The following is a 20,604-nucleotide window of genomic DNA, read 5'->3' as shown; positions in this document are numbered from 1 at the left end:
GCCGACGGCAGCAACGTGCCTCGGGTATCGGTTCCACCGCGGCCACCGCGTTCGCCGCGGTGCATTGGGACGGCGGTTGAACTACTGGTCCAACCCGAACATCAGCTACAACGGAATCCCGACGGGCATCGCCAGCAGCGCCGACAACCAGCGCGTACTGGTCAACACCAAGGCAGCCGTGGCCGCGTTCCGCTGATCTGCGTTTCCCGCGGCGGCCACTGCGCCGTCGCGGGGGCGGTTCAGTTCGCCAGGGCGTCCAGCGTCCAACCTTCGGGCGTGACGCGCAGTACCGAACCCTGCTCGTACCAGTCGCCCAGTACGATGCGGGTGCAGTCGCGCCCGCCGGTCTGCAGCGTGTGGATGGCCGGGCGGTGGGTGTGGCCGTGGATCATCGTGTCCACGCCATAGCGGCCGAACGTGGCATCCACTTCCGCAGGTGCGACATCGGTGACGGTTTCGAACTGGGCACGGTCGCCCTGTTTCATTTCCGACTGGCGCGCCTGGCTGGCATCGCGCGCCTTCTGTGCGAAGGCGATGCGTGCGGCCAGTGGCTGCGACAGGAACTGCGCCTGGAACACCGGGTCGCGGGTCTGCGTGCGGAACTGCTGGTAGGCGATATCGTCGGTGCACAGCAGATCGCCGTGCTGCAGCAGCACCGGGCGGCCATACAGATCAATCACACTCGGGTCGGGCAGGATCGTAAATCCTGCGCGGCGCGCGTAGTCATCGCCGACCAGGAAATCGCGGTTGCCGCGGATGAAGTACACCGGCACGCCGGCATCGGCCACGGCATGCAGCGCGACTGCCACCGCATCGGCGGCCGGGGAGGGCGTGTCATCGCCGATCCAGGCTTCGAACAGATCGCCCAGGATGTACAGGGCGTCGGCCTGCATCGCTTCATCGCGCAGGAAGGCCAGGAACAGGTCGGTGATGGCTGGACGACTCGGGTCCAGGTGCAGATCGGAGATGAACAGCGTGGTCATGGACCCATTGTAAAACGGGATCACGGGGCGAGGCATCGCTACAGAGTGAATCGTCCTTGCCGAGTCAACAGGAGGCGCGGCGATCCTGGCTACAACGGCAGCCATTGCAGGCTGGCGGCGGCCAGCAGTGCGGCGATGCCGGTCGCGGCCAGCACATCGCTGGGGTAGTGCAGGCCCAGCACCACCCGCGACAGGCCGATCAGCACGGTGAAGGGCACCAGCAACGGGGCCAGCCACGGGTAGTAGGCCAGTGCCACGATCGTGAAGGACACCGCGTGCAGAGTGTGCCCGGAAGGGAAACTGAACTCGTCCAGCGGCGCCACCCAGGCGCGGATGCGCAGGTCGGCGGCAAATGGCCGCGGGCGGCGCGTCCAGCGCTTGAGGCCCTTATACAGCAGCAGTGCCATCAAGCCGGTGGCGGCCATGTGCAACGAAGCACGCAGGCCATCCAAGCCGTCCAGCAGCACCAGCGCGCCCATCAGCGCGTACCAGAACGCGCCATCGCCCAAGCGGCTGATCACCGCGAAGGCATGGCGGATCCGGCGGTGCCGGCAGTAGTGGTTGGCGCGGCGGCACCAGCGGGTTTCGCGGCCGCGAAGGGCATCAAGCGGCGTGGTCGGCATGCGGCCTCCGGGCCTGGGCCAGTTCGGCCAGCAGCGCATCGAACTCGGCCACCACATGCTGCGGATGCAGCCGCTTCATCGCAGTGGCGGCAGTGCGGCCGAGCCGGTGGCGCAGGGCGTCGTCGCCGGCCAACTGCACGGCGGCGGTCACAAACTCGCTGTCGTCATTCACGGCAATGCCGTTCTCATCGGTGCGCAGGTACTCGCGGGCAGCGCCGTAATCGAAGGCGACCGTGGCCAGACCGCTGGCCATGGCTTCAAGGGTGACGTTGCCGAAGGTCTCGCTGCGGCTGGGGAACAGGAACAGATCGCCGCTGGCGAAGTGCCGCGCCAGCGCATCGCCGCGCTGCACGCCGCAGAAGATGAAGTCCGGATTGTCGTGGGCCAGCTTGGCGCGTGATGGCCCATCGCCGACGAACACGAACCGCGCCTTCGGCCGCACCTGCTGCAGGCGGCGGAACGCTTTGACCGCCAGACCGAGGTTTTTTTCCGGTGCGATGCGGCCGACATAGATCGCCGCGAAGCCGTTGCCATCGATGCCCCATTCCTCGCGCAGTGCCGGGTCACGGCGCTCGGGCTCGAACTGACTGCTGTCCACGGCGCGCGCCAGCAGGCGCACACGATCAAAGCCCTGCTCGCCGAGGAACTGCTGCAGCTCCTGGGTCGGCACCAGGGTGGCATCGGCCTGGTTGTGGAAGCGGCGCATCCAGCGCAGCGCGGCGGCCTGCAGCCAGGCCACGCCGTAGTCGGGCAGGTACTCATCGAAGCGGGTATGGAAGCCGGTGGCGACCGGGATTCCGAGGCGTCGTGCGGTGCGCAGTGCCGACCAGCCCAGCGGGCCTTCGGTGGCGATGTAGATCGCGTCCGGCCGCTGGTGTTGCCACTGGCGGGCCAGGCGGGAGGGTGCGGGCAGACCGAAGCGCAGGCCGGGGTAGCGCGGCAGGTTGGCGCCGGTGACCAGCACCGTGCCGTCCACCGCCTCGGCATCGGAGGGTTGCCGGGGCCGGACCAGATCGACCTGATGGCCGGCGGCACGCAGACCCAGTTCCAGGCCCTGTACGGTCAGGGCAACGCCGTTGACTTCAGGGGGGTAGGTTTCGGTGACGATGGCATAGCGCATGGCGGGCCTCCGGTATGCCACGCATGCTGGGGCCGGGCGATGTAGCCGACATGACCGCCGTATGACGTTGGGATGACGCGCGCACCGGCAGTAAAAAGCCACGGCCCCGAAGGGCCGTGGCGATCAATCGTTGTTACCCGGCGGCGATCAGAAGCGCTGCTGATATTTCATGTACATGAAACGCCCGATGTCGTAGCCACCGTAGTAGGAGAAGTTGGAGTTCGGCTGGCTGTACATGATTGGGCCGTACTTCTCGAACACGTTGTTGGCACCGACCGAGACGGTCGCATCCCACGGCAGGTTGTAACGGAACTGGACGTCGTGGAAGGTCACCGAACCACGCTGATTGTAGTCACGCGTACCGGCGAACCACGGCGCCTGCACACCGGGGTCGGAGCACTCGTCCGGCCGGGTCTTCGCGTTGAGGCAGCGTTCCTTGACCCCGGAGTAATAGCGCGCGGTCCAGCTCACCCCGAAGTCGCCCACGTCCCAGCCCAGGGTCAGGTTGGAGCGCACCCGGAAGCCGCTGCCGATGCCGTTTCTCGGTTCGGGGGCCACGTCAGCGTCGTTGGTGGTGCGCTCCAGGTAGGAGCTGACATAGGTGGTCGACCACCCGGTGGTCAACTTGCCGTAGTCCGTATCCAGATGGTGGCTCAGCTCCAGATCGTAGCCTTCCGTCTCCAGGAAGCCCGAGTTGCGCTTGCCGTATTTCAACGTGTCGACGATGCCGGTCACCGGATCGCGCGTGAAGCCACTGCAGCGCGAAGCGATGCCCTGCTCATAGCAGTCGCGCAGCATGTCGTTGGGATGATCGTTGACGATGGTGTTGTCGATGCGGATCTTCCACCAGTCCAGCGCCACGTTGAGGTTGGGCACGAAGCCAGGGCTCCAGACCAGACCCAGGGTACGGCTCGTGGAGGTTTCCGGCTGCAGATCCGGGTTGGAGCCGTTGGTGAACGGCACCGGGGTCTGGGCGCTGCTGCTGGTGATCGGCACGCCGCCCTGGCGCAGCTGGCGGTAGGTGTCGGCGTTGGCGATGGCGGCAGCGCACCGTGCGCGTACCTCGGCACTGCTGGCCGAGGCACCGTACACGGTATCGCAGGGATCGCGGTAGTTGGTGGTAAACGTCTCCGAGCCACCGCCGTACAGATCGGAGATGGTCGGCGCACGGAAGCCCTGCGCCCAGGTGCCACGCACCAGCAGCTGCTCGATCGGCTTCCACTTGAAGCCGAACTTGCTGTTGAGGGTGGTGCCGAAGGTGTTGTAGTCCGAGTGGCGGGTGGCCGCGCTCAGGCTCAGCTCACGCGCACCGGGCAGGTCGGCCAGGATCGGCACGCTGAGCTCGAGGTAGGCCTCGTTGACCTTGTAGCCGCCGCCGGTCGGGCCGGCGGCCAGATTGGTGGTGGCGCCGCTCTGGGCCAGCGGATCGGGAATGAACTCACCGGCCTCCTTGCGGGTTTCCACGCCGAAGGCGAAGCCCAGATCGCCGGCGGGCAGCGTCATGACCGTACCGGCGATGCTGGCGAACGCGTTGCGGGTAGTGGTCTTGCCGCGGGAGATTTCCGGCGGGAACAGGGAGTCGATCAGCGCCTGGTTGCCGGTCAGGCCATTGGGGTCATTGCTGCCGTAGGGCACCAGCGGATTCCAGGGCATGCAGCCGGCAATCGGCGCGCCGGGAACGCCGCATTCCACCTTGCCGGTCGCCTCGTTGTAGTAAGACGGGCCGACCGCGTTCTTGACGCGTTCCTTGTTGAGGTTGCCGGTGGAGGTCTGCAGCAGTTCGCTGCGGTTGTATTGATAGCCCACTTCCCAATCGAAGTAGCGCTCGCCGACCTCGAAGCTGCCTTCCAGCGCAGCCACGGCGCGCCAGGTGGTCAGCTCGCTGGTGCTGACCCGCGGGACCTCCCAGGTGCGGCGATTCCAGGCGATGTCGGTGGGGTTCTCGTACCCATGGTGATTGCCGAACGGGTTGAACCAGCTGTCGGCCGACATCGGCCCGATGCCGGCGGTAGCGGACTGCAGCGGATAGCCGGCCACCTGACGGGTGGACGTGCGCTGGTTGTAGCCCAGCTGCGTGGTCAGGCGGATGTCATCGGTCAACTCCAACCGGCCATCCAGGAACAGCGAATCGCGCTTGAGCGGCGTGATCAGGTGCATCTGCTCCTGTGCGTTGCTGACATCGCCGGTGAACGGGGTCAGGTCGCTGAGATGGTAGTTGGCCGGGTTGGTCGGGTCGGTACCGCGATCCAGCGAGTAGTTGCAGCCTGCCGTGGCGGTACAGCCCGGGCCCTTCAGGCCGTTGATCTGGCCCCACTGGCTGATCTGGGTCCAGTTGTCGCCCGAGTGGCGGGTGGTGTTCGGGAATTGGCTGAACCAGCGATCGCGTGCCCACACGCCCTTTTCTTCGGTGTGCTCGGCCGAGAAGGTCAGCGAGGCGCGGTCGTTGGACCAGCCGGCCACCACGTCGATGCTGTCGCGGGCGCCATCGCCCTGGCTGTACTGGCCGTGGTAGACGTTGGCAGTGACGCCGCTGACGTTGCTGCGGGTGATGATGTTGATCACGCCGGCCATGGCGTCGGAACCGTAGATCGCCGAGGCACCGTCCTTCAGTACTTCCATGCGTTCGACCGCCGAGACCGGCACGCTGGAGATGTCCTGGTAGCCGCTGGTGGTGATGCCCAGGCGCTTGCCGTTGATCAGCACCAGGGTGCGCTGCGCGCCCAGGTTGCGCATGTCGATATAGGTGCCGCCAGCGGTCTCGCCGGCACTGAGCACGTTGGAACGGCTCAGTGCCGGGCTGCCGACGGCCGTCAGGTTCTGCAGGATGTCAGCGACCGAGCTGAAGCCCTGGCGTTCGATATCGGCGCGACTGATCGCGAGCACCGGCTGCGCGGATTCGACATCAACCTGGCGGATGCGCGACCCGGTGATCTCGATGCGGTCCAGGGTGGTCGGGGTGGCGTCCTGGGCGAGGACGGCGGTGGAGGCCAGGCCAGCGGTGCCGGCCACGAGGGCAAGGCGGATCGCCTGCCCCAACGGGGTGGTGGATGAAGACATGATCGACTCTCTCTCTTATCGGAACGACGTCCAAGAGGTCGGCGGACCCAAGTACCGCCTTCCTCAAAAATCCAGCCGTGTGAAGGCCGGTGTCCCGAGAGTAGATCGATTGGTTAAGTTTCCATGAGGGAGATGTGAGGGTGTTCTCACAAATAATTCACGGGTTCGGCGTTCTGCGAATTCAGTCTGGAAATTGCTGCAGATGCACGCTACGAAGCAGGTAAAAACGTCAGGCGACGAAGGGTCGGAACTGCACACCCAGGCCAGCCATGCCCTCGGTTTCGCCGATCAGGTCCGCGCGCAGCAGCGGACGCGCATCGATGTACGCCTGCGGCAGGATCAGCGACAAGCGTGCGTCGTCGGCGGTCAGTTCCAGTGCGGGCATCGGTGTGTCTTCGTGCGCGCGGTTGAGCAGGACCGCTAGGCGCAGCAGCGCGGTCATGCGCCGTGCCGGCTGCAGGAGACGTTCGGGCAGTGCATCGAAGGCGGACTTGGAAATGTTGCGGCGATGGCTGCGCACCAGCGCGGCCAGCAGCTGCTGTTCCTGCCGCGAGAAACCGGCGATGTCCGAGTTCTCCAGCACGTAGCTGCCATGCACGTGGTAGCCGCTGTGCGCGATCATCAGGCCGAGCTCGTGCAGCCGCGCGGACCAGCCGAGCATGCGGGCATCGTCCGGATCCAGCTGCCAGCTTTCTTCGACCTGGGCGAGCAGGTTCATCGCCGTGCTTTCCACGCGATCAGCCTGGACGGTGTCGATGCCGTAACGCTGGGTCAGTGCCGCGACCGATTCGTCGCGCAGGTCGTTCTCGCTGGCACGGCCGAGGATGTCGTAGAGAATGCCCTCGCGCATCGCGGCCTTGCTGACCAGCAGCTTCTGCAGCCCAAGTGCCTGGAAGGCGGCTTCGAGCACCAGGATGCCACCGGCGATGATCGGGCGACGATCCGCGGAGAGGCCCGGCAGATCGATATCCTCGATGCGCTTGGCCTTGAGCAGCTCATCGCGCAGTTGCGGCAAGGCTTCGGCGGTGATCGCGCCCTTGCTCAGTTTCATGGTGGCGCAGATTTCGCTGATCGCCTTGTGCGTCCCGGAGGACCCCAGTGCTTCGTGCCAGCCCAATGCGCGGTACTTGTTGGCGAACTGCTGGAACTCCGCGCCGATTTCGGTCAGGGCGTCCTTCCAGCGCTTCTTGCTCAGCTTGCCGCCGGGGAAGAAACGGCGCGTGCTGGCGATGCAGCCGGCCTGCAGGCTTTCGCGCTCCAGGGTCTGCATGCCCTGGCCGATGATGAATTCCGTGGAGCCGCCGCCGATGTCGATCACCAGCCGGCGCTGGTCCGCCTTGGGCGGCTGCGCATGGGCCACGCCCAGGTAGATCAGACGCGCCTCTTCGCGGCCGCTGACCACTTCGATCGCATGCCCGAGCGCGGTTTCAGCCGGCATCAGGAAGGCCTGCGGCGAGCGCAGCTGGCGCACCGTGTTGGTGGCCAGCGCGCGGACGCGTACCGAGGGGATCGCACGGATGCGCTGGCCGAACCGGGCCAGGCATTCCAGCGCGCGCTGACGGGCCTCGGCGGACAGGCCGCCTTTGCCATCCAGGCCATCGGCCATGCGCACGGTCTCGCGCAGGCGGTCGACCACCCGCAACTGCCCGAGGGTGTATCGCGCGATGACCATGTGGAAACTGTTGGATCCCAGGTCGATGGCGGCGAGCAGGTCGCCATCCTGCAAAGCGGGCGGAGTCGTGGAGGTATGCGGCATGGGCGAATGTTAGCCGAAGGCAGGGGCCCCGCGTCACCGCACCGCCTTCACAGGGGATGCGACGCGGGGTCGCAGGCTACAGACCCTGCAGCAGAGCCATCTGCGCCGAATGCGGGGGCTCGTCGTGCCCCGGCGTGCACTTGATGTAGCTGCCGTCGGCCTGCAGTTCCCAGGCGTTGAGGTTGTCGTCCAGGTAGTTCTGCAGCACGTCGCGGTAGACCTTGCGCGCCAGTTCCGGGTCCAGGATCGGGAAGCAGGTCTCGACCCGGCGCAGCAGGTTGCGCTCCAGCCAGTCCGCGCTGGCGCAGAACAGCTCCGAGGCGCCGTCATTGCCGAACCAGTAGACCCGGCTGTGTTCCAGGAAGCGGCCCACGATCGAGCGCACCCGGATGGTGTCCGACACGCCAGGAACGCCGGGTCGCAGCGTGCAGGCGCCGCGCACGATCAGGTCGATCTGTACGCCCGCCTGCGAGGCCGCGTACAGGGCACGGATCATCTGGGGTTCGTTGAGGGCGTTCATCTTGGCGATGATCCGCCCCGGCCGGCCACTGGCGGCCAGGCGCGTTTCGCGCTCGATCCGTTGCAGCAGACCCGGGTGCAGGGTGAAGGGCGACTGCAGCAGGCGCTTGAGCTTCATCCGCGGGGCCAGCCCGGACAGCTGCTGGAACAGCAGGTGCACATCGTTGCCGATGTCCGGATCGGCGGTGATCAGGCTCAGGTCGGTGTAGGCCCGCGCAGTACCGCTGTGATAGTTGCCGGTGCCCAGATGCACGTAGCGGCGCAGCTTGCGGCCTTCGCGGCGCACGATCAGCAGCATTTTCGCGTGGGTCTTGAAACCGACCACACCGTAGACGACCTGCACGCCGGCTTCCTGCAGGCGGTCGGCCAGGCCGAGGTTGGCTTCTTCATCGAAGCGCGCGCGCAGCTCGACTACCACGGTGACGTCCTTGCCGTTGCGTGCGGCCTGGATCAGTGCATCGACGATCAGCGAATCCTTGCCGGTGCGGTACAGGGTCTGCTTGATCGCCAGCACGTTCGGGTCGACTGCCGCCTGCTTGATCACGTCCAGCACGGCAGTGAACGCATCGAAGGGGTGGTGCAGGAGCACATCCCGGCGCGCGACGATCTCGAAGATGCCATCGCTGTCGCGCAGGACGCGCGGGCTCAGCGAGGGGTACTTCAGGTCCGGCCGCTGGATCACGTCATACAGCTGGACCACGCGGTTGAGGTTGACCGGGCCGTCGATGCGGTAGACCGCGTTTTCGGTCAGCCCGAAGTTCTGCAGCAGAGTGCGCACGATGTCGCGCGGGCAATCCTGGGCGATCTCCAGCCGCACGGCCGGGCGATAGCCACGGTCGACCAGCTCATCGCGCAGCGCCAGCGCCAGGTTCTCGACTTCTTCCTCGTCCACCACCAGTTCGGAATTGCGGGTCACGCGGAACTGATACGCGCCCTGGACTTCCATGCCCGGGAACATCTCATCGACGAATGTGGACAGCACCGAGGACAGGAACACGAAGGTCTGCGGGCCGCCGAGTTTTTCCGGCAGCTGGATGATGCGCGGCAGTGAACGCGGTGCACGCACGATCGCCAGATGCCCAGCGCGACCGAACGCGTCGGTGCCCTTGAGCACCACCACGATGTTCAACGACTTGTTGAGGATCTTGGGGAACGGGTGCGACGGATCCAGGCCGAGCGGGGACAGCACCGGCATGATCTCGTTGCGGAAATACGCCCGCAGCCAGCGCTTCTGGCGATGGTTCCAGGAGTGCCGGCCGAGCACGTCGATGCCGGCTTCATGCAGTGCCGGGCGCAGGGTCTCGTTCCAGCAACGGTACTGCTGGTCCACCAGCTGCGCGGCACGGTCATGGATGGCGTTGAGGATCGCCTGCGGGGTCATGCCGTCCGGCGCAGGCGGCAAGCCGAACTCCTGCGCATGGCGCACCGCGGCCGCGCGGATCTCGAAGAACTCGTCCAGGTTGGTGCAGGAGATGCACATGAAGCGCAGGCGCTCCAGCAGCGGCACCTGCGGGTCCATGGCCTGGGCCAGCACGCGGAAGTTGAAATCCAGCTGCGACAGCTCGCGGTTGATGTACAGCGCCGGATCGCGCAGCGGATCGCCGTCCACAGGCACGGCGACGGGAACAGGAGTGCTCATGCGGAAAAGTCTTCAGAAGAAGGAAGGGAGACGACCTCGTTGCGCGCACGCACCTGGTCGGCATCGAAATGGCACGAGAACGTGCTGCCTTTACCCACCTCGCTCTGGATCTCCAGGCGGGCGTGGTGCAGGCCGAGAATGTGTTTGACGATCGACAGCCCCAGCCCGGTGCCGCCGCTTTCGCGCGAGCGGCTGCTGGAGACGCGGTAGAAACGTTCGGTCAGGCGCGGCAGATGGTTGGCCGGGATACCGTAACCGGTATCGCGTACCGACAGCACGACACCTTCGCCTTCGCGCGCGAACTCCACTTCCACGCGGCCACCGGCCGGGGTGTAGCGCACCGCGTTGGTGACCAGGTTGGAGAACGCGCTGTGCAGTTCCTTGTTGGAGCCCTGCAGATCTACACCGGCGGTATCGATGATGCTGATCTGGTGACGGCCCTGGCTGTGCGCTTCGGCCTCGCGACGCAGGGTGGCCAGCATCGGCGTCATCGCCACGGCTTCGGCTTCGGTGTGCTCCTGCGATTCCAGCCGCGACAGGGTGAGCAGGTCTTCGACCAGCTGCGCCATGCGCTGGGATTGCTTGCGCATCTCCTCCAGCATCGGGCCGGTGCCGGGGAAGTCCTCCGGGTCCATCATGTCCAGGTAGCCATGCACCACGGTCAGCGGCGTGCGCAGCTCATGCGAGACGTTGGCGACGAAGTCACGGCGTACCTGTTCCAGCCGCAGCAGCTTGCTGACATCACGCGCGATCAGCAGCCAGTAATCGGGCGAGTAGGGAATCAGGCGCAGGTTGAGGCGGATCGCCGGATCGACCGGGGAGGGCACATCCAGGATCGGTTCGGCATTGCGGCCTCCGGCCAGCCAGTGCGCCAGCGGCATCGGCTGCAGGCGTTCAACCAGCGCTTCGCCCAGGTCGCCCGGGTGGTGCAGACCGAGCAGCGAGGTCGCCGCTTCGTTGAACCACTGCACGCGCTGGCTGTTGCGGTCGACCACCACCACCGCATCCGGCAGCGCGGCCGCAGCAGCGCGATAACTGCGCAGCATGTCCAGCAGGCGACGCTTGCGCGTGCGCATTTCCCACTGGTTGCGGTAAAGCAGGCGGTCCAGCTCGTTCCATACACCGGTGCCGTCACCCATGTCCCAGCGATGGCGCGCGGTGAGGCCACGCAGCACCCGGCGCAGCCGCCAGTAATGCCAGGCCAGTGCGCCGATGGAGGCCAGTGCGATGCACATCCACACATGTCCGACTGCCAGGCCCAGCACGCCGGCCGCGAGCAGCAGGGCGGCGAGGGTGGCCAGCGTTTTCAACCAGGCAGAACGGATGTGGCGGGGCATTGCGGTCTCGCAGAAAGTGCGGTCCTCGGACTCGATCCAAGGTTATAGCAGGAGTGGCCGGAACCGGGCATGCGCGCCCGGGGCCGGCCCGACGAGACTCAGGTGGACGTCGAGAACCGGTAGCCGGCGCCGCGCACGGTCTGCACCATGTTCTCCGCGGCGAACGGCTCCAGCGTCTTGCGCAGGCGGCGGATGTGCACGTCGATGGTGCGCTCCTCCACATACACGCTGCCGCCCCACACGTGATCCAGCAACTGGGCGCGGGTGTACACGCGCTCAGGGTGGGTCATGAAGAAATGCAGCAGGCGGTATTCGGTCGGACCGATCGGCACCGGCTGGTCGCCGGCGAAGACGCGGTGCGCGGCACCATCGATGCGGATCGTACCGACCGCGCCGCTGCCATCTTCGTCATCGTCGCGGGCGCGGCGCATGACCGCACGGATGCGGGCCAGCAGTTCGCGTGCCGAGAACGGCTTGACCACGTAGTCGTCCACACCCGCTTCCAGGCCACCGACGCGGTCGTTCTCTTCCCCGCGCGCGGTGAGCATGATGATCGGCACTTCGCGGGTCAGGGCTTCTTTGCGCCAGCGCCGGGCCAGATCCAGGCCGCTGGTGCCCGGGAGCATCCAGTCCAGCAGGATAAGGTCCGGGACGCGATCGGCGATGGCGGTCTGCGCCTCGCGCGCGTCGCCGGCATGGATCGGGTCGTAATCGCCCTTGCGCAGGGCAAAGGCGACCATTTCGCGGATCGCGGGTTCGTCATCGACGATCAGGATGCGTTTCTGCACGTGCCCACCGTATTGCTCATCAGATCGGGATTGAGCCCAGTAGACTACGGTTTCATGACAGGTTTGTGACGAGGGGGCCGTTACCGTCGTCGGCCGCCATCCCACCGTCATCCGGGCGCGCCTCAGCGGCGGTCCAGTTCCGGGTCGTCGATTCCCTGCCGGCGCATTTCCAGCACCGTGGGGGTGATGCTCTCGATCCGGGCATCGACCCGGGCACGGCCGACATAATCCAGGTTCGGCTGCCGCTTCAAGGCCTGCAGCTGGATCAGCGCCTGCTCCGGGCGGCCACTCAGGTACGCGGCTTCGGCGTAGGCCTCGCTGGCCCGGGTGGTGTCGCCAGCCAGTTCGCTGGCGCGGGCGAAGCGCTGCTGGAAGACCGGATCATTGCCGCTTTGCGACAGCATCGGGCGCAGCATCGCCTGCGCGCGCTGGCCGGCCTCGCGCCCGCCCTGTTCATTGAGGATGGCCGCATAGGTCAACGCGACCGGGCGGCTGCCGGGGTGCTGGCGCATCAGGGTTTCGAACCGGGCGTTGGCCTGCACCGGCTGGCCGCTGCGGGACTCGGCCTCGCCCAGCGCCAGCGCCACCCAGACATTGTCCGGGTGGTCGCGCAGCAACTCGCCCAGGTCCCGGGTGGCCTGCGCGGCGGCACTGTTGCGCAGCCGCCCCAGGGCCAGCCCGTAGCGTTGCGGCTCGGTCAGCCCGTTCTTCTGTGCGCGCTGCAGGCTTTCGTATTCCCGGATGACATCGCCAGGGGTATCGGCACTGAGCACGCGCAGGCGCTCGCGTGCCCACTCGAACTGGCCCGTGCTGCCGCGGCTGAGCGCGTTGACCGAAATCTGCATCGAGGCCGGCAGCAGCGGATTGCTCCGCCGCACCAGCGGATCGGAGAGGGCCGGATCGGACGGGTTCACCCGCTCCTGGCGGACCCCGCCGGGCACCTCGGTGGTGAGCAGCACCGTGTCCTTCTTCATCTGCTCGGCGCGGGCCTTGGCCTCGCTGATGCGGGTGGTGGTGACCGGGTGGGTCTGCAGGAAATCCGGGACGCTGTAACCGCCCTGGTTGCCCCGCATCGAGGCCGACATGCGTTCGAAGAAACCGGCCATCGCATCCACGTCGTAGCCGCTGCGGGCGAGCGTGCGGATGCCCAGGCGGTCGGCCTCGGATTCGTTGGAGCGGGTGTAATTGATCTGGCGCTGCTGCATCAGGCCCATGCCCGAGGTGATCGCGGCCATGGTGGCATCACCGGAGGAATTGCCGCCGGCCTGCTGCGCGGCCACGATCGCGGCCAGCATACCGAGCAGGATCGGGATCTGGTCGCGCTGGGCACGTTCGACACCGCGCAGCACGTGCTGCTGGGTGACGTGGGCGATTTCGTGGGACAGCACCGCGGCCACTTCGTCCTCGCGCTCGGCAGTCAGCACCAGGCCCGCGTTGACCCCGATATAGCCGCCGAGAGTGGCAAAGGCGTTGATCTGCCGGTCCTTGAGCATGAAGAAGGTGTAGGACTGACGCGGCTGGGCACTGTTGGAGCCCAACCGGGCGCCCATGGTCTGCAGCCAGTCATCTACCAGCGGGTCATCGAGCAGATAGCCGTAGTTGCGCAGTTCGCGCAGCATCATCCCGCCGTACTCGGCCTGCCGTGCCGGGGTCAGCAGTTCGCCGGCCGAGGACCCGATGTCCGGCAGCTTGCTTTCCTGGGCCCCGGCCAGCGGCACGGCCAAGGCCAGGGTCAACGCGGCAGAGAGCAGCAAGGGGCGCAAACGGAGCTCCTGGGGGAAGACGGACGACAGCGTGACAGGGCCAGTGCAACCTGCAGTTAAACCACAGTGTTGCGGTGGTGACGTGGAAAATCCAGCGGACCGCTACCATATACAGACCAACGTTCCGCTGTGGAGTTTCCCGTGAGCCAAGATGCTGTTTCCACCCCCGGTGGCGCACCCGCCATCACCATCTACTCGACCGCGGTGTGCCCGTACTGCGTGGCCGCCAAGAACTTCCTGAAGAGCAAGGGGCGCGACTGGACCGAGGTCCGGATCGATCTGGACCCGGTCGAGCGCGAGAAGATGATGGCCAAGACCCGCCGCACCAGCGTGCCGCAGATCTTCGTGGGCGAGGTCCATGTGGGCGGCTACGACGACATGATGGCGCTGCACCGTGCCGGCAAGCTGGAGCCGCTGCTGGCCGGGCAGGACCCGGCATGAGCACGGCCGACGACGGCAGCAAGGACCGCATCGCCGAATTCACCGAGTTCCGCCAGCGCATGAACCAGCGCATCCTGGGTGAACCCAACCAGGTCGTGCGCCGCTTCTTCGCGCTGGACACCCAGACCTACCAGGCCGGCGCGCTGGATGTGAAGACCAAGGAACTTCTGGGCCTGGTCGCCTCGATGGTGCTGCGCTGCGATGACTGCATCAGCTACCACGTGGCCCAGTGCAAGGACGCCGGCGTGACCCGCGAGGAGTTCTTCGAGACCTTCTCGGTCGGCCTGGTGGTCGGCGGCTCGATCGTGATCCCGCACCTGCGCCGCGCCGTGGATTTCCTGGATCAGCTCGAAGGTGGCGCCGAAGCGCCGGCCGTTCACGAGCATTGAGCCGGGGCCGTGATGGCCCCGCCGCGGTAGAGCCGACCGTTGGTCGGCTGCTTCGGCGCCCCAGCGATGTCGGCGCTTCCGGTGGCGCACCGTTCAGGTGCGAGACCCCGTTCAGCAACCCGGATAGCAATGCCTCTGGAGGAAAGCCCCTTCTGTTGAAGGGGCGCGCCGACAGGCGCGGGGTAGAGGAGGAATGCGCGGGCAAACCGCTTCGCGGTTTGCAGGGGCGCGCCGACAGGCGGGGGTAGAGGAGGAATGCGCGGGCAATTGTGCCTTTGCCGGGCTGCGCCAATGGTCTAGTTGGGACGTCTGCCCCGGCTAAGGCATAATTGCCGATGAAACTTCCCTTGCGCCCGCGCTTTGCGCACCTCACGGATGGCGCTCCCCCTCGGTTCGGAATACACATCAATGACGCAGAAAATCACGGTCATCCGCGGTGACGGCATCGGCCCGGAGATCATGGACGCTACCCTGTTCGTGCTCGGCAAGCTGGACACCGGCTTTGAATACGAAGACGCCGACGCGGGCCTGGTCGCGCTGGAAAAGCACGGCGATCTGATGCCGGCCTCCACGCTGGAGTCGATCGCACGCAACAAGATCGCGCTGAAGAGCCCGCTGACCACGCCGGTCGGTGGTGGCTTCACCTCGATCAACGTCAGCCTGCGTCGCCACTTCGACCTGTACGCCAACGTGCGCCCGGCGGTGTCCTTCCCGAACACCAAGTCGCGTTTCGGCGATGGCGTGGACCTGATCACCGTCCGTGAGAACACCGAAGGCGCCTACCTGGCCGAAGGCCAGGAAGTGTCGGCCGATGGCGAGACCGCCTTCTCCGGCACCCGCATCACCCGCAAGGGCTCCGAGCGCATCGTGCGCTACGCCTTCGAGCTGGCCCGCAGCACCGGCCGCAAGAAGGTCACCGCCGTGCACAAGGCCAACATCATCAAGTCGACCTCGGGCCTGTTCCTGGCCGTGGCGCGCGAAGTGGCGGCCAAGTACCCGGACATCGAGTTCCAGGAAATGATCGTCGACAACTGCTGCATGCAGCTGGTGATGCGTCCGGAACAGTTCGACGTGATCGTGACCACCAACCTGTTCGGCGACATCATCTCCGACCTGTGTGCCGGTCTGGTCGGTGGCCTGGGCCTGGCCCCGGGCGCCAACATCGGTGAGAACGCGGCGATCTTCGAAGCCGTGCACGGCACCGCGCCGGACATCGCCGGCCAGGGCAAGGCCAATCCGTGCGCGCTGCTGCTGGCCGCTGCGCAGATGCTGGACCACGTCGGCCAGGTCGAGAACGCCGAGCGCCTGCGCAAGGCCATCGTGGCCACGCTGGAAGCCAAGGATTCGCTGACCGGCGACCTGGGTGGCACCGGCAACACCATGGGCTTTGCCCAGGCCATCGCCAGCCGCCTGTAAGCGCGCGGGTCGATTGTCCAGAAAGCGGGGCGCTTCGGCGTCCCGCTTTTTTGTTGCCGGTTCGATGGCGGGTTCGATGGCGAGCCCAAGGGAGGAGGGTGGCAATCTGTGCGAAAAATGCACAGATGGTGTGCGGGTAGCTGGCTGTTGATGCACGGATCCGGCGCGCACCATGCACGCCATCCCAACCACAGCAGGAGCTTTCCCATGAACTTCGCCTCCCTGATCGGCCTGGCCGGCATCCTCGGTGTCGCCACCGCGTCCGCCCAGCCCGCCGCCGAGCCGGCCCACCCGACCATCCGCCACATGGCGGGCGCGCAGGACGCGAGCGCATTGCCGGCCGGCAAGACCGCGCTGCTGGTGATCGATGTCCAGAATGAGTACTTCGCCGGCGGCCGCATGCCCATCCCCGATGGCGATGCCGCCCTGGCCCAGACCCGCCGCCTGGTGGAGTTCGCCGACGCCCACAAGATCCCCGTCATCCACGTCCAGCATGTGCTTCCCGCCGGGGCGCCGCTGTTCGCCGAAGGCGGCCGCACGGTCCAGTTCCACCCGCAGATGCAGCCGCGCAAGGGCGAGCGGGTGATCGCCAAGGACAACGTCAGCGTGTTCGCTGGGGCGTCCGGCCCGGTGCTGGAGCAGGCACTGAAGGAGGCCGGGATCGATACGCTGATCATCGCCGGGCTGCAGACCCATGCCTGTGTCGCCGGCGCCGCCCGCGATGCCGCGCCGAAGGGCCTGAACGTGATCGTGTCCTCCGATGCCACCGCCAGCCGTGACCTGGACCTGCACGACGGCAGCCGGGTCGGGCATGCCAGCCTGCACGCCGCCGCGCTGGCCAGCATCGAAGACACTTACGGCACCGTGCTGGGGACCGCTCAGATCCTGGCGCTGCCGGTCCGCTGAGCCCCACCGGCCTTGTTATGCTGCCGGCATCGCCACAGGTGCCGGCCGCTGCACGGGAGCGTGATGGACCAGTTTTCCGCCATGAAGGCGTTCCGCAGCATCGTCGATGCCGGCAGTTTCACCGCCGCCGCCGAGCGCATGGAGACCACCCATTCGTCGATGTCGCGGCAGCTGCGCCAGTTGGAAGCACACCTGGGTTCACGCCTGCTGGATCGCAACAGCCGCCGGCTGACGCTGACCGAAGCCGGGCGGGCGTATTACCAGGACTGTGTGGACATCCTGGACCGGCTGGAGGTGGCCGAGCAGCGCCTGCAGGCCGATCACGACGCACCCAGTGGGCTGTTGCGGGTCAGTGCACCGCTGGTGATCGGCACCCTGGAGCTCTCGCAATGGCTGCCTTCCTTCCTGGAACAATACCCCGGCATCGAGCTGGATCTGTCCTGCGATGATCGCCTGGTCGATCTGATCGGGGGCGGTTTCGACATGGCCCTGCGCATCGCCGGGCCGCTGGCCGACAGCACCTTGGTGGCGCGCGAACTGGCCGTTACCGACATGGTATTGGTGGCATCGCCACGCTACATCGCGCAATGGGGACTGCCACGCCAGCCGTCGGATCTGGCCCGGCATGCGCTGATCGGCTTTGCCGGCGCGCGCGCGCTGTCGGCATGGACGTTGACCTCCGCGCGCGGTACGCAGGTGGATGTCATCCCGCAGGGGCGGCTGCGCGTGGATGCGATCCCCGCGCTGCATGCCGCCGTGTTGGCCGGGCAGGGCATTGCCGCGTTCACCCGCCTGACCGTTCAGGATGATCTGCTGCACGGGCGGCTGGTGCGGGTGCTGCCGCAGCATCATGCCGGCCGCCGGCACTATTACGCGGTGTATCCGCATGCCCGCCAGCTGGCCCCGAAGGTGCGCGCGCTGGCCGGATTCATGGCCCGGCATTACGCGGCCCTCCAGCAACTGCGGCCGGTGATCCCCGAGACATGAAAAAGGCGCCGCAAGGCGCCTTTTTCATCGTGCCGTGAGCGTGTGGCTCAGCGCTGCTGGATCTTGGACAGCAGGCGCAGGAATTCCACGTACAGCCACACCAGCGTGACCATCAGGCCGAACGCGCCGTACCACTCCATGAACTTCGGTGCGCGTGCCTCGGCGCCGGTTTCGATGAAGTCGAAATCCAGCACCAGGTTCAACGCGGCCACGGCCACCACGAACAGGCTGAAGGCGATGCCCATCCAGCCGCCTTCGTGGATCACCGGCACGTTGATGTTGAAGAAGCTCAGCACGAAGGAGGCCAGGTACAGCAGCGCGATGCCGCCGGTTGCCGCCACCACGCCCAGCTTGAAGTTCTCGGTGACCTTGATCAGGCCGCTGCGGTACACCGCCAGCATCACGAACATCGTGCCGAAGGTCAGCATCACCGCCTGCATCACGATGCCGGGGAACTTGGCATTGAACATCGCCGAGATCGCACCGAGGAACAGGCCTTCGATGAGTGCATACATCGGTGCGGTGACCGGCGACCATTCCTTCTTGAACACGGTCACCAGGGCCAGCACCAGGCCGCCGATCGCGCCAACCAGCGTGTACAGCATGGCGCTGGAGGTAGGCAGGCCATTCGCATCGACTGACTGGCTCCACGCGAAGGCGGCCGTCAGCACGGTGAGCAGCAACAGCAGGCCGGTCTTGTTGACGGTGCCGTTGATGGTCATCGCCTGGTCGGGGCGGGCCACGACCGAGCCGCTGGCCAGGTCGAGGAAGGTCGACTCGGAAAGTGCGGGATTGCCGCTGCGCATTGCCAATCTCCTTGATGGGGTAGGGGTTCGGCCATCCGGCCGCTGACCCGAGCATAGCGGAAGCGGCCCTCGGTCACGACGACATGTGAATTGATGTGTGAAAACCGTTGACAGATGCCACGCCGATTCCCACAATAGGCGGCTCTTTCGGGGGGAACCCCGGAGGGAAACAAACCGCCGGGGTATAGCGCAGTCTGGTAGCGCGCCTGCTTTGGGAGCAGGATGTCGGGGGTTCGAATCCCTCTACCCCGACCAAGCCCGCTGCTCAAATCGGGATTGGAATGCGACAATCCGGATCGAGCGCCCGTAGCTCAACTGGATAGAGCACCGGCCTTCTAAGCCGGCGGTTACAGGTTCGATTCCTGTCGGGCGCGCCATTCGGTGCAAGCGGTAGGAAACAAGGTTTTCAGTGGTGGCTGTAGCTCAGTTGGTTAGAGTTCCGGATTGTGATTCCGGTGGTCGGGGGTTCGAGTCCCCTCAGCCACCCCACTGATTCAAACTGGTTCACCGAAAGTGAATCAGGGTTGCAAAAGGCAGCACACACGCTACAATGTGCGCCTGAGTTTTCAGGGCTGTTAGCTCAGTTGGTAGAGCAGTTGACTCTTAATCAATAGGTCCAAGGTTCGAATCCTTGACAGCCCACCAAGACAGAAGCCATCGGGTCCGCCCGGTGGCTTTTTTCTTGTTTGTGACATCGCGTTGAACGGCCTGGTCATTGAGCGTCTGCGGATGTCATTCGCCATCCATTCAAACAAAACGCTTGCGTCGCACGCAGGAAACCCTGCATAATTCGCCTCCCGATTTTCGGGCTGTTAGCTCAGTTGGTAGAGCAGTTGACTCTTAATCAATAGGTCCAAGGTTCGAATCCTTGACAGCCCACCAAGACAGAAGCCATCGGGTCCGCCCGGTGGCTTTTTTCTTGTTTGTGACATCGCGTTGAACGGCCTGGTCATTGAGCGTCTGCGGATGTCATTCGCCATCCATTCAAACAAAACGCTTGCGTCGCACGCAGGAAACCCTGCATAATTCGCCTCCCGATTTTCGGGCTGTTAGCTCAGTTGGTAGAGCAGTTGACTCTTAATCAATAGGTCCAAGGTTCGAATCCTTGACAGCCCACCAAGACAGAAGCCATCGGGTCCGCCCGGTGGCTTTTTTCTTGTTTGTGACATCGCGTTGAACGGCCTGGTCATTGAGCGTCTGCGGATGTCATTCGCCATCCATTCAAACAAAACGCTTGCGTCGCACGCAGGAAACCCTGCATAATTCGCCTCCCGATTTTCGGGCTGTTAGCTCAGTTGGTAGAGCAGTTGACTCTTAATCAATAGGTCCAAGGTTCGAATCCTTGACAGCCCACCAAGACAGAAGCCGCCTGGTCCGCCAGGCGGCTTTTTTCTTGCCTGCGCCGAAGGCGCAAAGCTGAAAGCCCCCTGAAACCAGTGCCGATCGCGTCACGCCACCTGCTCAAGCTGCGTTCCAGCGCACGGATCGCGCCACGCGATCGCGCTTCACTGATGTCTCCGCGCCAACGGCGCATAGCGAGAGACGCCCCGCCATGAAGTCCATCACCTTGTCCGCGCTCGTGCTGGCAGCATGCGCGGGAGCCGCGACCGCAGCGCCTGCCCACGAACCTGCTGCGCTGCATCGCGCAGACATCGCTGCTCGCGCCACCACCGTCGTGCGCAGCGATCCGGTTGCTGCCCAGGTGCGCCCCGTGCATCCGGCTGCCAGTGCGCAGGCCGATGTACGCCTGCCGACGGTGGTCCACACCGGCATGATCGACCCGGGGTTGCAGCCCGCGCGTCCCGTAGGCGCACACTGAAGGCCGGGCGGAGAGAGGCAATGCGCCGCTCTCCGCCTTGTTAAGCAACATGACGACCTTCCGCTTTCCGGCCGCGCCTGCAACAATGTGCGCCTGAGCTTGCAGGCTCGCGAAAGTGGCGGAATTGGTAGACGCCCTGGATTTAGGTTCCAGTGACTGAGAGGTCGTAGGGGTTCGAGTCCCCTCTTTCGCACCAATTGGCCGTGCCCGGATCGCCCTAAGCCTTTGAAAAATAAGCTGGCGACGGTTAGTAGT

At 65.8% G+C, this 20,604-nt stretch carries 16 protein-coding genes, 8 tRNA genes and 1 pseudogene; 15 read left to right on the top strand and 10 right to left on the bottom strand.

Going from position 1 to position 20,604, the window contains the following annotated elements:
• A pseudogene (locus tag ACE026_RS08450) lies at nt 1-196 on the top strand (peptidyl-Asp metalloendopeptidase); the annotation flags it as partial.
• A gap of 43 nt (nt 197-239) precedes the next feature.
• Here ACE026_RS08450 and lpxH read toward each other — a convergent pair.
• From lpxH to ACE026_RS08405, 9 genes are all read right to left on the bottom strand, one after another.
• Nucleotides 240-983 (bottom strand): UDP-2,3-diacylglucosamine diphosphatase, encoded by a 744-nt coding sequence (gene lpxH, locus ACE026_RS08445; RefSeq protein ID WP_486038668.1) that lies wholly within the window; start codon nt 981-983, stop codon nt 240-242.
• Nucleotides 984-1,072: 89 nt separating this feature from the next.
• Complete coding sequence (locus ACE026_RS08440; RefSeq protein ID WP_313209580.1) at nt 1,073-1,606, bottom strand: phosphatase PAP2 family protein; 534 nt, start codon at nt 1,604-1,606, stop codon at nt 1,073-1,075.
• Nucleotides 1,587-2,726: a glycosyltransferase family 4 protein gene (locus ACE026_RS08435; RefSeq protein ID WP_486038667.1), complete on the bottom strand. Its 1,140-nt coding sequence runs from the start codon at nt 2,724-2,726 to the stop codon at nt 1,587-1,589. The genes ACE026_RS08440 and ACE026_RS08435 overlap by 20 nt, the downstream gene beginning before the upstream one ends.
• 147 nt (nt 2,727-2,873) lie before the next feature.
• Nucleotides 2,874-5,783 carry a TonB-dependent receptor plug domain-containing protein gene (locus ACE026_RS08430; RefSeq protein WP_486038666.1) on the bottom strand — a complete coding sequence of 970 codons (2,910 nt, stop codon included), beginning with the start codon at nt 5,781-5,783 and terminating at the stop codon, nt 2,874-2,876.
• A gap of 229 nt (nt 5,784-6,012) precedes the next feature.
• Nucleotides 6,013-7,539, bottom strand: coding sequence for an exopolyphosphatase (gene ppx / locus ACE026_RS08425; protein WP_313209572.1), 1,527 nt, complete (start codon nt 7,537-7,539; stop codon nt 6,013-6,015).
• 76 nt (nt 7,540-7,615) lie between these two features.
• Complete coding sequence (gene ppk1 / locus ACE026_RS08420; RefSeq protein ID WP_486038665.1) at nt 7,616-9,697, bottom strand: polyphosphate kinase 1; 2,082 nt, start codon at nt 9,695-9,697, stop codon at nt 7,616-7,618.
• A complete protein-coding gene (gene phoR / locus ACE026_RS08415; protein ID WP_486038664.1) occupies nt 9,694-11,034 on the bottom strand; it encodes a phosphate regulon sensor histidine kinase PhoR in 1,341 nt (446 codons plus the stop codon). The genes ppk1 and phoR overlap by 4 nt, the downstream gene beginning before the upstream one ends.
• 98 nt (nt 11,035-11,132) lie before the next feature.
• Nucleotides 11,133-11,822 (bottom strand): phosphate regulon transcriptional regulator PhoB, encoded by a 690-nt coding sequence (phoB, locus tag ACE026_RS08410; protein ID WP_486038663.1) that lies wholly within the window; start codon nt 11,820-11,822, stop codon nt 11,133-11,135.
• A gap of 122 nt (nt 11,823-11,944) precedes the next feature.
• Nucleotides 11,945-13,585: a M48 family metalloprotease gene (locus ACE026_RS08405; RefSeq protein WP_486038662.1), complete on the bottom strand. Its 1,641-nt coding sequence runs from the start codon at nt 13,583-13,585 to the stop codon at nt 11,945-11,947.
• Nucleotides 13,586-13,726: 141 nt separating this feature from the next.
• Between ACE026_RS08405 and grxC the strand changes: the two genes are divergently transcribed.
• The 5 genes from grxC (at nt 13,727) to ACE026_RS08380 (ending at nt 17,724) form a co-directional block, all read left to right on the top strand.
• The gene (gene grxC, locus ACE026_RS08400; protein WP_019185813.1) at nt 13,727-14,026 is read left to right on the top strand and encodes a glutaredoxin 3; all 300 of its coding nucleotides are present in this window, start codon (nt 13,727-13,729) and stop codon (nt 14,024-14,026) included.
• Nucleotides 14,023-14,415 (top strand): carboxymuconolactone decarboxylase family protein, encoded by a 393-nt coding sequence (locus ACE026_RS08395; RefSeq protein WP_486038661.1) that lies wholly within the window; start codon nt 14,023-14,025, stop codon nt 14,413-14,415. The genes grxC and ACE026_RS08395 overlap by 4 nt, the downstream gene beginning before the upstream one ends.
• A gap of 408 nt (nt 14,416-14,823) precedes the next feature.
• Nucleotides 14,824-15,831 carry an isocitrate dehydrogenase gene (locus ACE026_RS08390; RefSeq protein WP_121042973.1) on the top strand — a complete coding sequence of 336 codons (1,008 nt, stop codon included), beginning with the start codon at nt 14,824-14,826 and terminating at the stop codon, nt 15,829-15,831.
• Between the two features lie 207 nt (nt 15,832-16,038).
• Nucleotides 16,039-16,737, top strand: coding sequence for a cysteine hydrolase family protein (locus ACE026_RS08385; protein ID WP_486038660.1), 699 nt, complete (start codon nt 16,039-16,041; stop codon nt 16,735-16,737).
• 63 nt (nt 16,738-16,800) lie between these two features.
• Nucleotides 16,801-17,724, top strand: coding sequence for a LysR family transcriptional regulator (locus ACE026_RS08380; protein ID WP_486038659.1), 924 nt, complete (start codon nt 16,801-16,803; stop codon nt 17,722-17,724).
• 47 nt (nt 17,725-17,771) lie between these two features.
• On the opposite strand, the gene ACE026_RS08375 is transcribed toward ACE026_RS08380, so the two are convergent.
• Nucleotides 17,772-18,530, bottom strand: coding sequence for a Bax inhibitor-1/YccA family protein (locus ACE026_RS08375; RefSeq protein ID WP_486038658.1), 759 nt, complete (start codon nt 18,528-18,530; stop codon nt 17,772-17,774).
• A gap of 178 nt (nt 18,531-18,708) precedes the next feature.
• On the opposite strand from ACE026_RS08375, the gene ACE026_RS08370 reads away from it, so the two are divergent.
• The 9 genes from ACE026_RS08370 to ACE026_RS08330 all read left to right on the top strand — a co-directional run bounded on the left by ACE026_RS08370 (nt 18,709) and on the right by ACE026_RS08330 (nt 20,545).
• Nucleotides 18,709-18,785: transfer RNA gene (locus tag ACE026_RS08370), tRNA-Pro, on the top strand.
• Nucleotides 18,786-18,830: 45 nt separating this feature from the next.
• A tRNA-Arg gene (locus tag ACE026_RS08365) sits at nt 18,831-18,907 on the top strand.
• 35 nt (nt 18,908-18,942) lie between these two features.
• Nucleotides 18,943-19,019, top strand: a tRNA-His gene (locus ACE026_RS08360).
• An 80-nt stretch (nt 19,020-19,099) separates the two neighbouring features.
• Nucleotides 19,100-19,175 (top strand) — tRNA-Lys (locus ACE026_RS08355).
• A gap of 161 nt (nt 19,176-19,336) precedes the next feature.
• A tRNA-Lys gene (locus tag ACE026_RS08350) sits at nt 19,337-19,412 on the top strand.
• Nucleotides 19,413-19,573: 161 nt separating this feature from the next.
• Nucleotides 19,574-19,649, top strand: a tRNA-Lys gene (locus ACE026_RS08345).
• A 161-nt stretch (nt 19,650-19,810) separates the two neighbouring features.
• Nucleotides 19,811-19,886 (top strand) — tRNA-Lys (locus ACE026_RS08340).
• A 196-nt stretch (nt 19,887-20,082) separates the two neighbouring features.
• Nucleotides 20,083-20,349 carry a hypothetical protein gene (locus ACE026_RS08335; RefSeq protein ID WP_486038657.1) on the top strand — a complete coding sequence of 89 codons (267 nt, stop codon included), beginning with the start codon at nt 20,083-20,085 and terminating at the stop codon, nt 20,347-20,349.
• Between the two features lie 109 nt (nt 20,350-20,458).
• Nucleotides 20,459-20,545 (top strand) — tRNA-Leu (locus ACE026_RS08330).
• Nucleotides 20,546-20,604 lie beyond the last annotated feature (59 nt).

This window comes from Stenotrophomonas sp. AGC87 (genome assembly GCF_057333975.1).
The sequence above is the reverse complement of the archived record's forward strand: the minus strand, read 5'-3'. Positions and strand labels throughout refer to the sequence as shown.

What these genes read in the sequence shown, in the direction of transcription:
- lpxH (WP_486038668.1), bottom strand. Translation starts at nt 983, where the DNA reads ATGACCACGCTGTTCATCTCCGATCTGCACCTGGACCCGAGTCGTCCA.
- ACE026_RS08440 (WP_313209580.1), bottom strand. Translation starts at nt 1,606, where the DNA reads ATGCCGACCACGCCGCTTGATGCCCTTCGCGGCCGCGAAACCCGCTGG.
- ACE026_RS08435 (WP_486038667.1), bottom strand. Translation starts at nt 2,726, where the DNA reads ATGCGCTATGCCATCGTCACCGAAACCTACCCCCCTGAAGTCAACGGC.
- ACE026_RS08430 (WP_486038666.1), bottom strand. Translation starts at nt 5,783, where the DNA reads ATGTCTTCATCCACCACCCCGTTGGGGCAGGCGATCCGCCTTGCCCTC.
- ppx (WP_313209572.1), bottom strand. Translation starts at nt 7,539, where the DNA reads ATGCCGCATACCTCCACGACTCCGCCCGCTTTGCAGGATGGCGACCTG.
- ppk1 (WP_486038665.1), bottom strand. Translation starts at nt 9,697, where the DNA reads ATGAGCACTCCTGTTCCCGTCGCCGTGCCTGTGGACGGCGATCCGCTG.
- phoR (WP_486038664.1), bottom strand. Translation starts at nt 11,034, where the DNA reads ATGCCCCGCCACATCCGTTCTGCCTGGTTGAAAACGCTGGCCACCCTC.
- ACE026_RS08395 (WP_486038661.1), top strand. Translation starts at nt 14,023, where the DNA reads ATGAGCACGGCCGACGACGGCAGCAAGGACCGCATCGCCGAATTCACC.
- ACE026_RS08390 (WP_121042973.1), top strand. Translation starts at nt 14,824, where the DNA reads ATGACGCAGAAAATCACGGTCATCCGCGGTGACGGCATCGGCCCGGAG.
- ACE026_RS08385 (WP_486038660.1), top strand. Translation starts at nt 16,039, where the DNA reads ATGAACTTCGCCTCCCTGATCGGCCTGGCCGGCATCCTCGGTGTCGCC.
- ACE026_RS08380 (WP_486038659.1), top strand. Translation starts at nt 16,801, where the DNA reads ATGGACCAGTTTTCCGCCATGAAGGCGTTCCGCAGCATCGTCGATGCC.
- ACE026_RS08375 (WP_486038658.1), bottom strand. Translation starts at nt 18,530, where the DNA reads ATGCGCAGCGGCAATCCCGCACTTTCCGAGTCGACCTTCCTCGACCTG.
- ACE026_RS08335 (WP_486038657.1), top strand. Translation starts at nt 20,083, where the DNA reads ATGAAGTCCATCACCTTGTCCGCGCTCGTGCTGGCAGCATGCGCGGGA.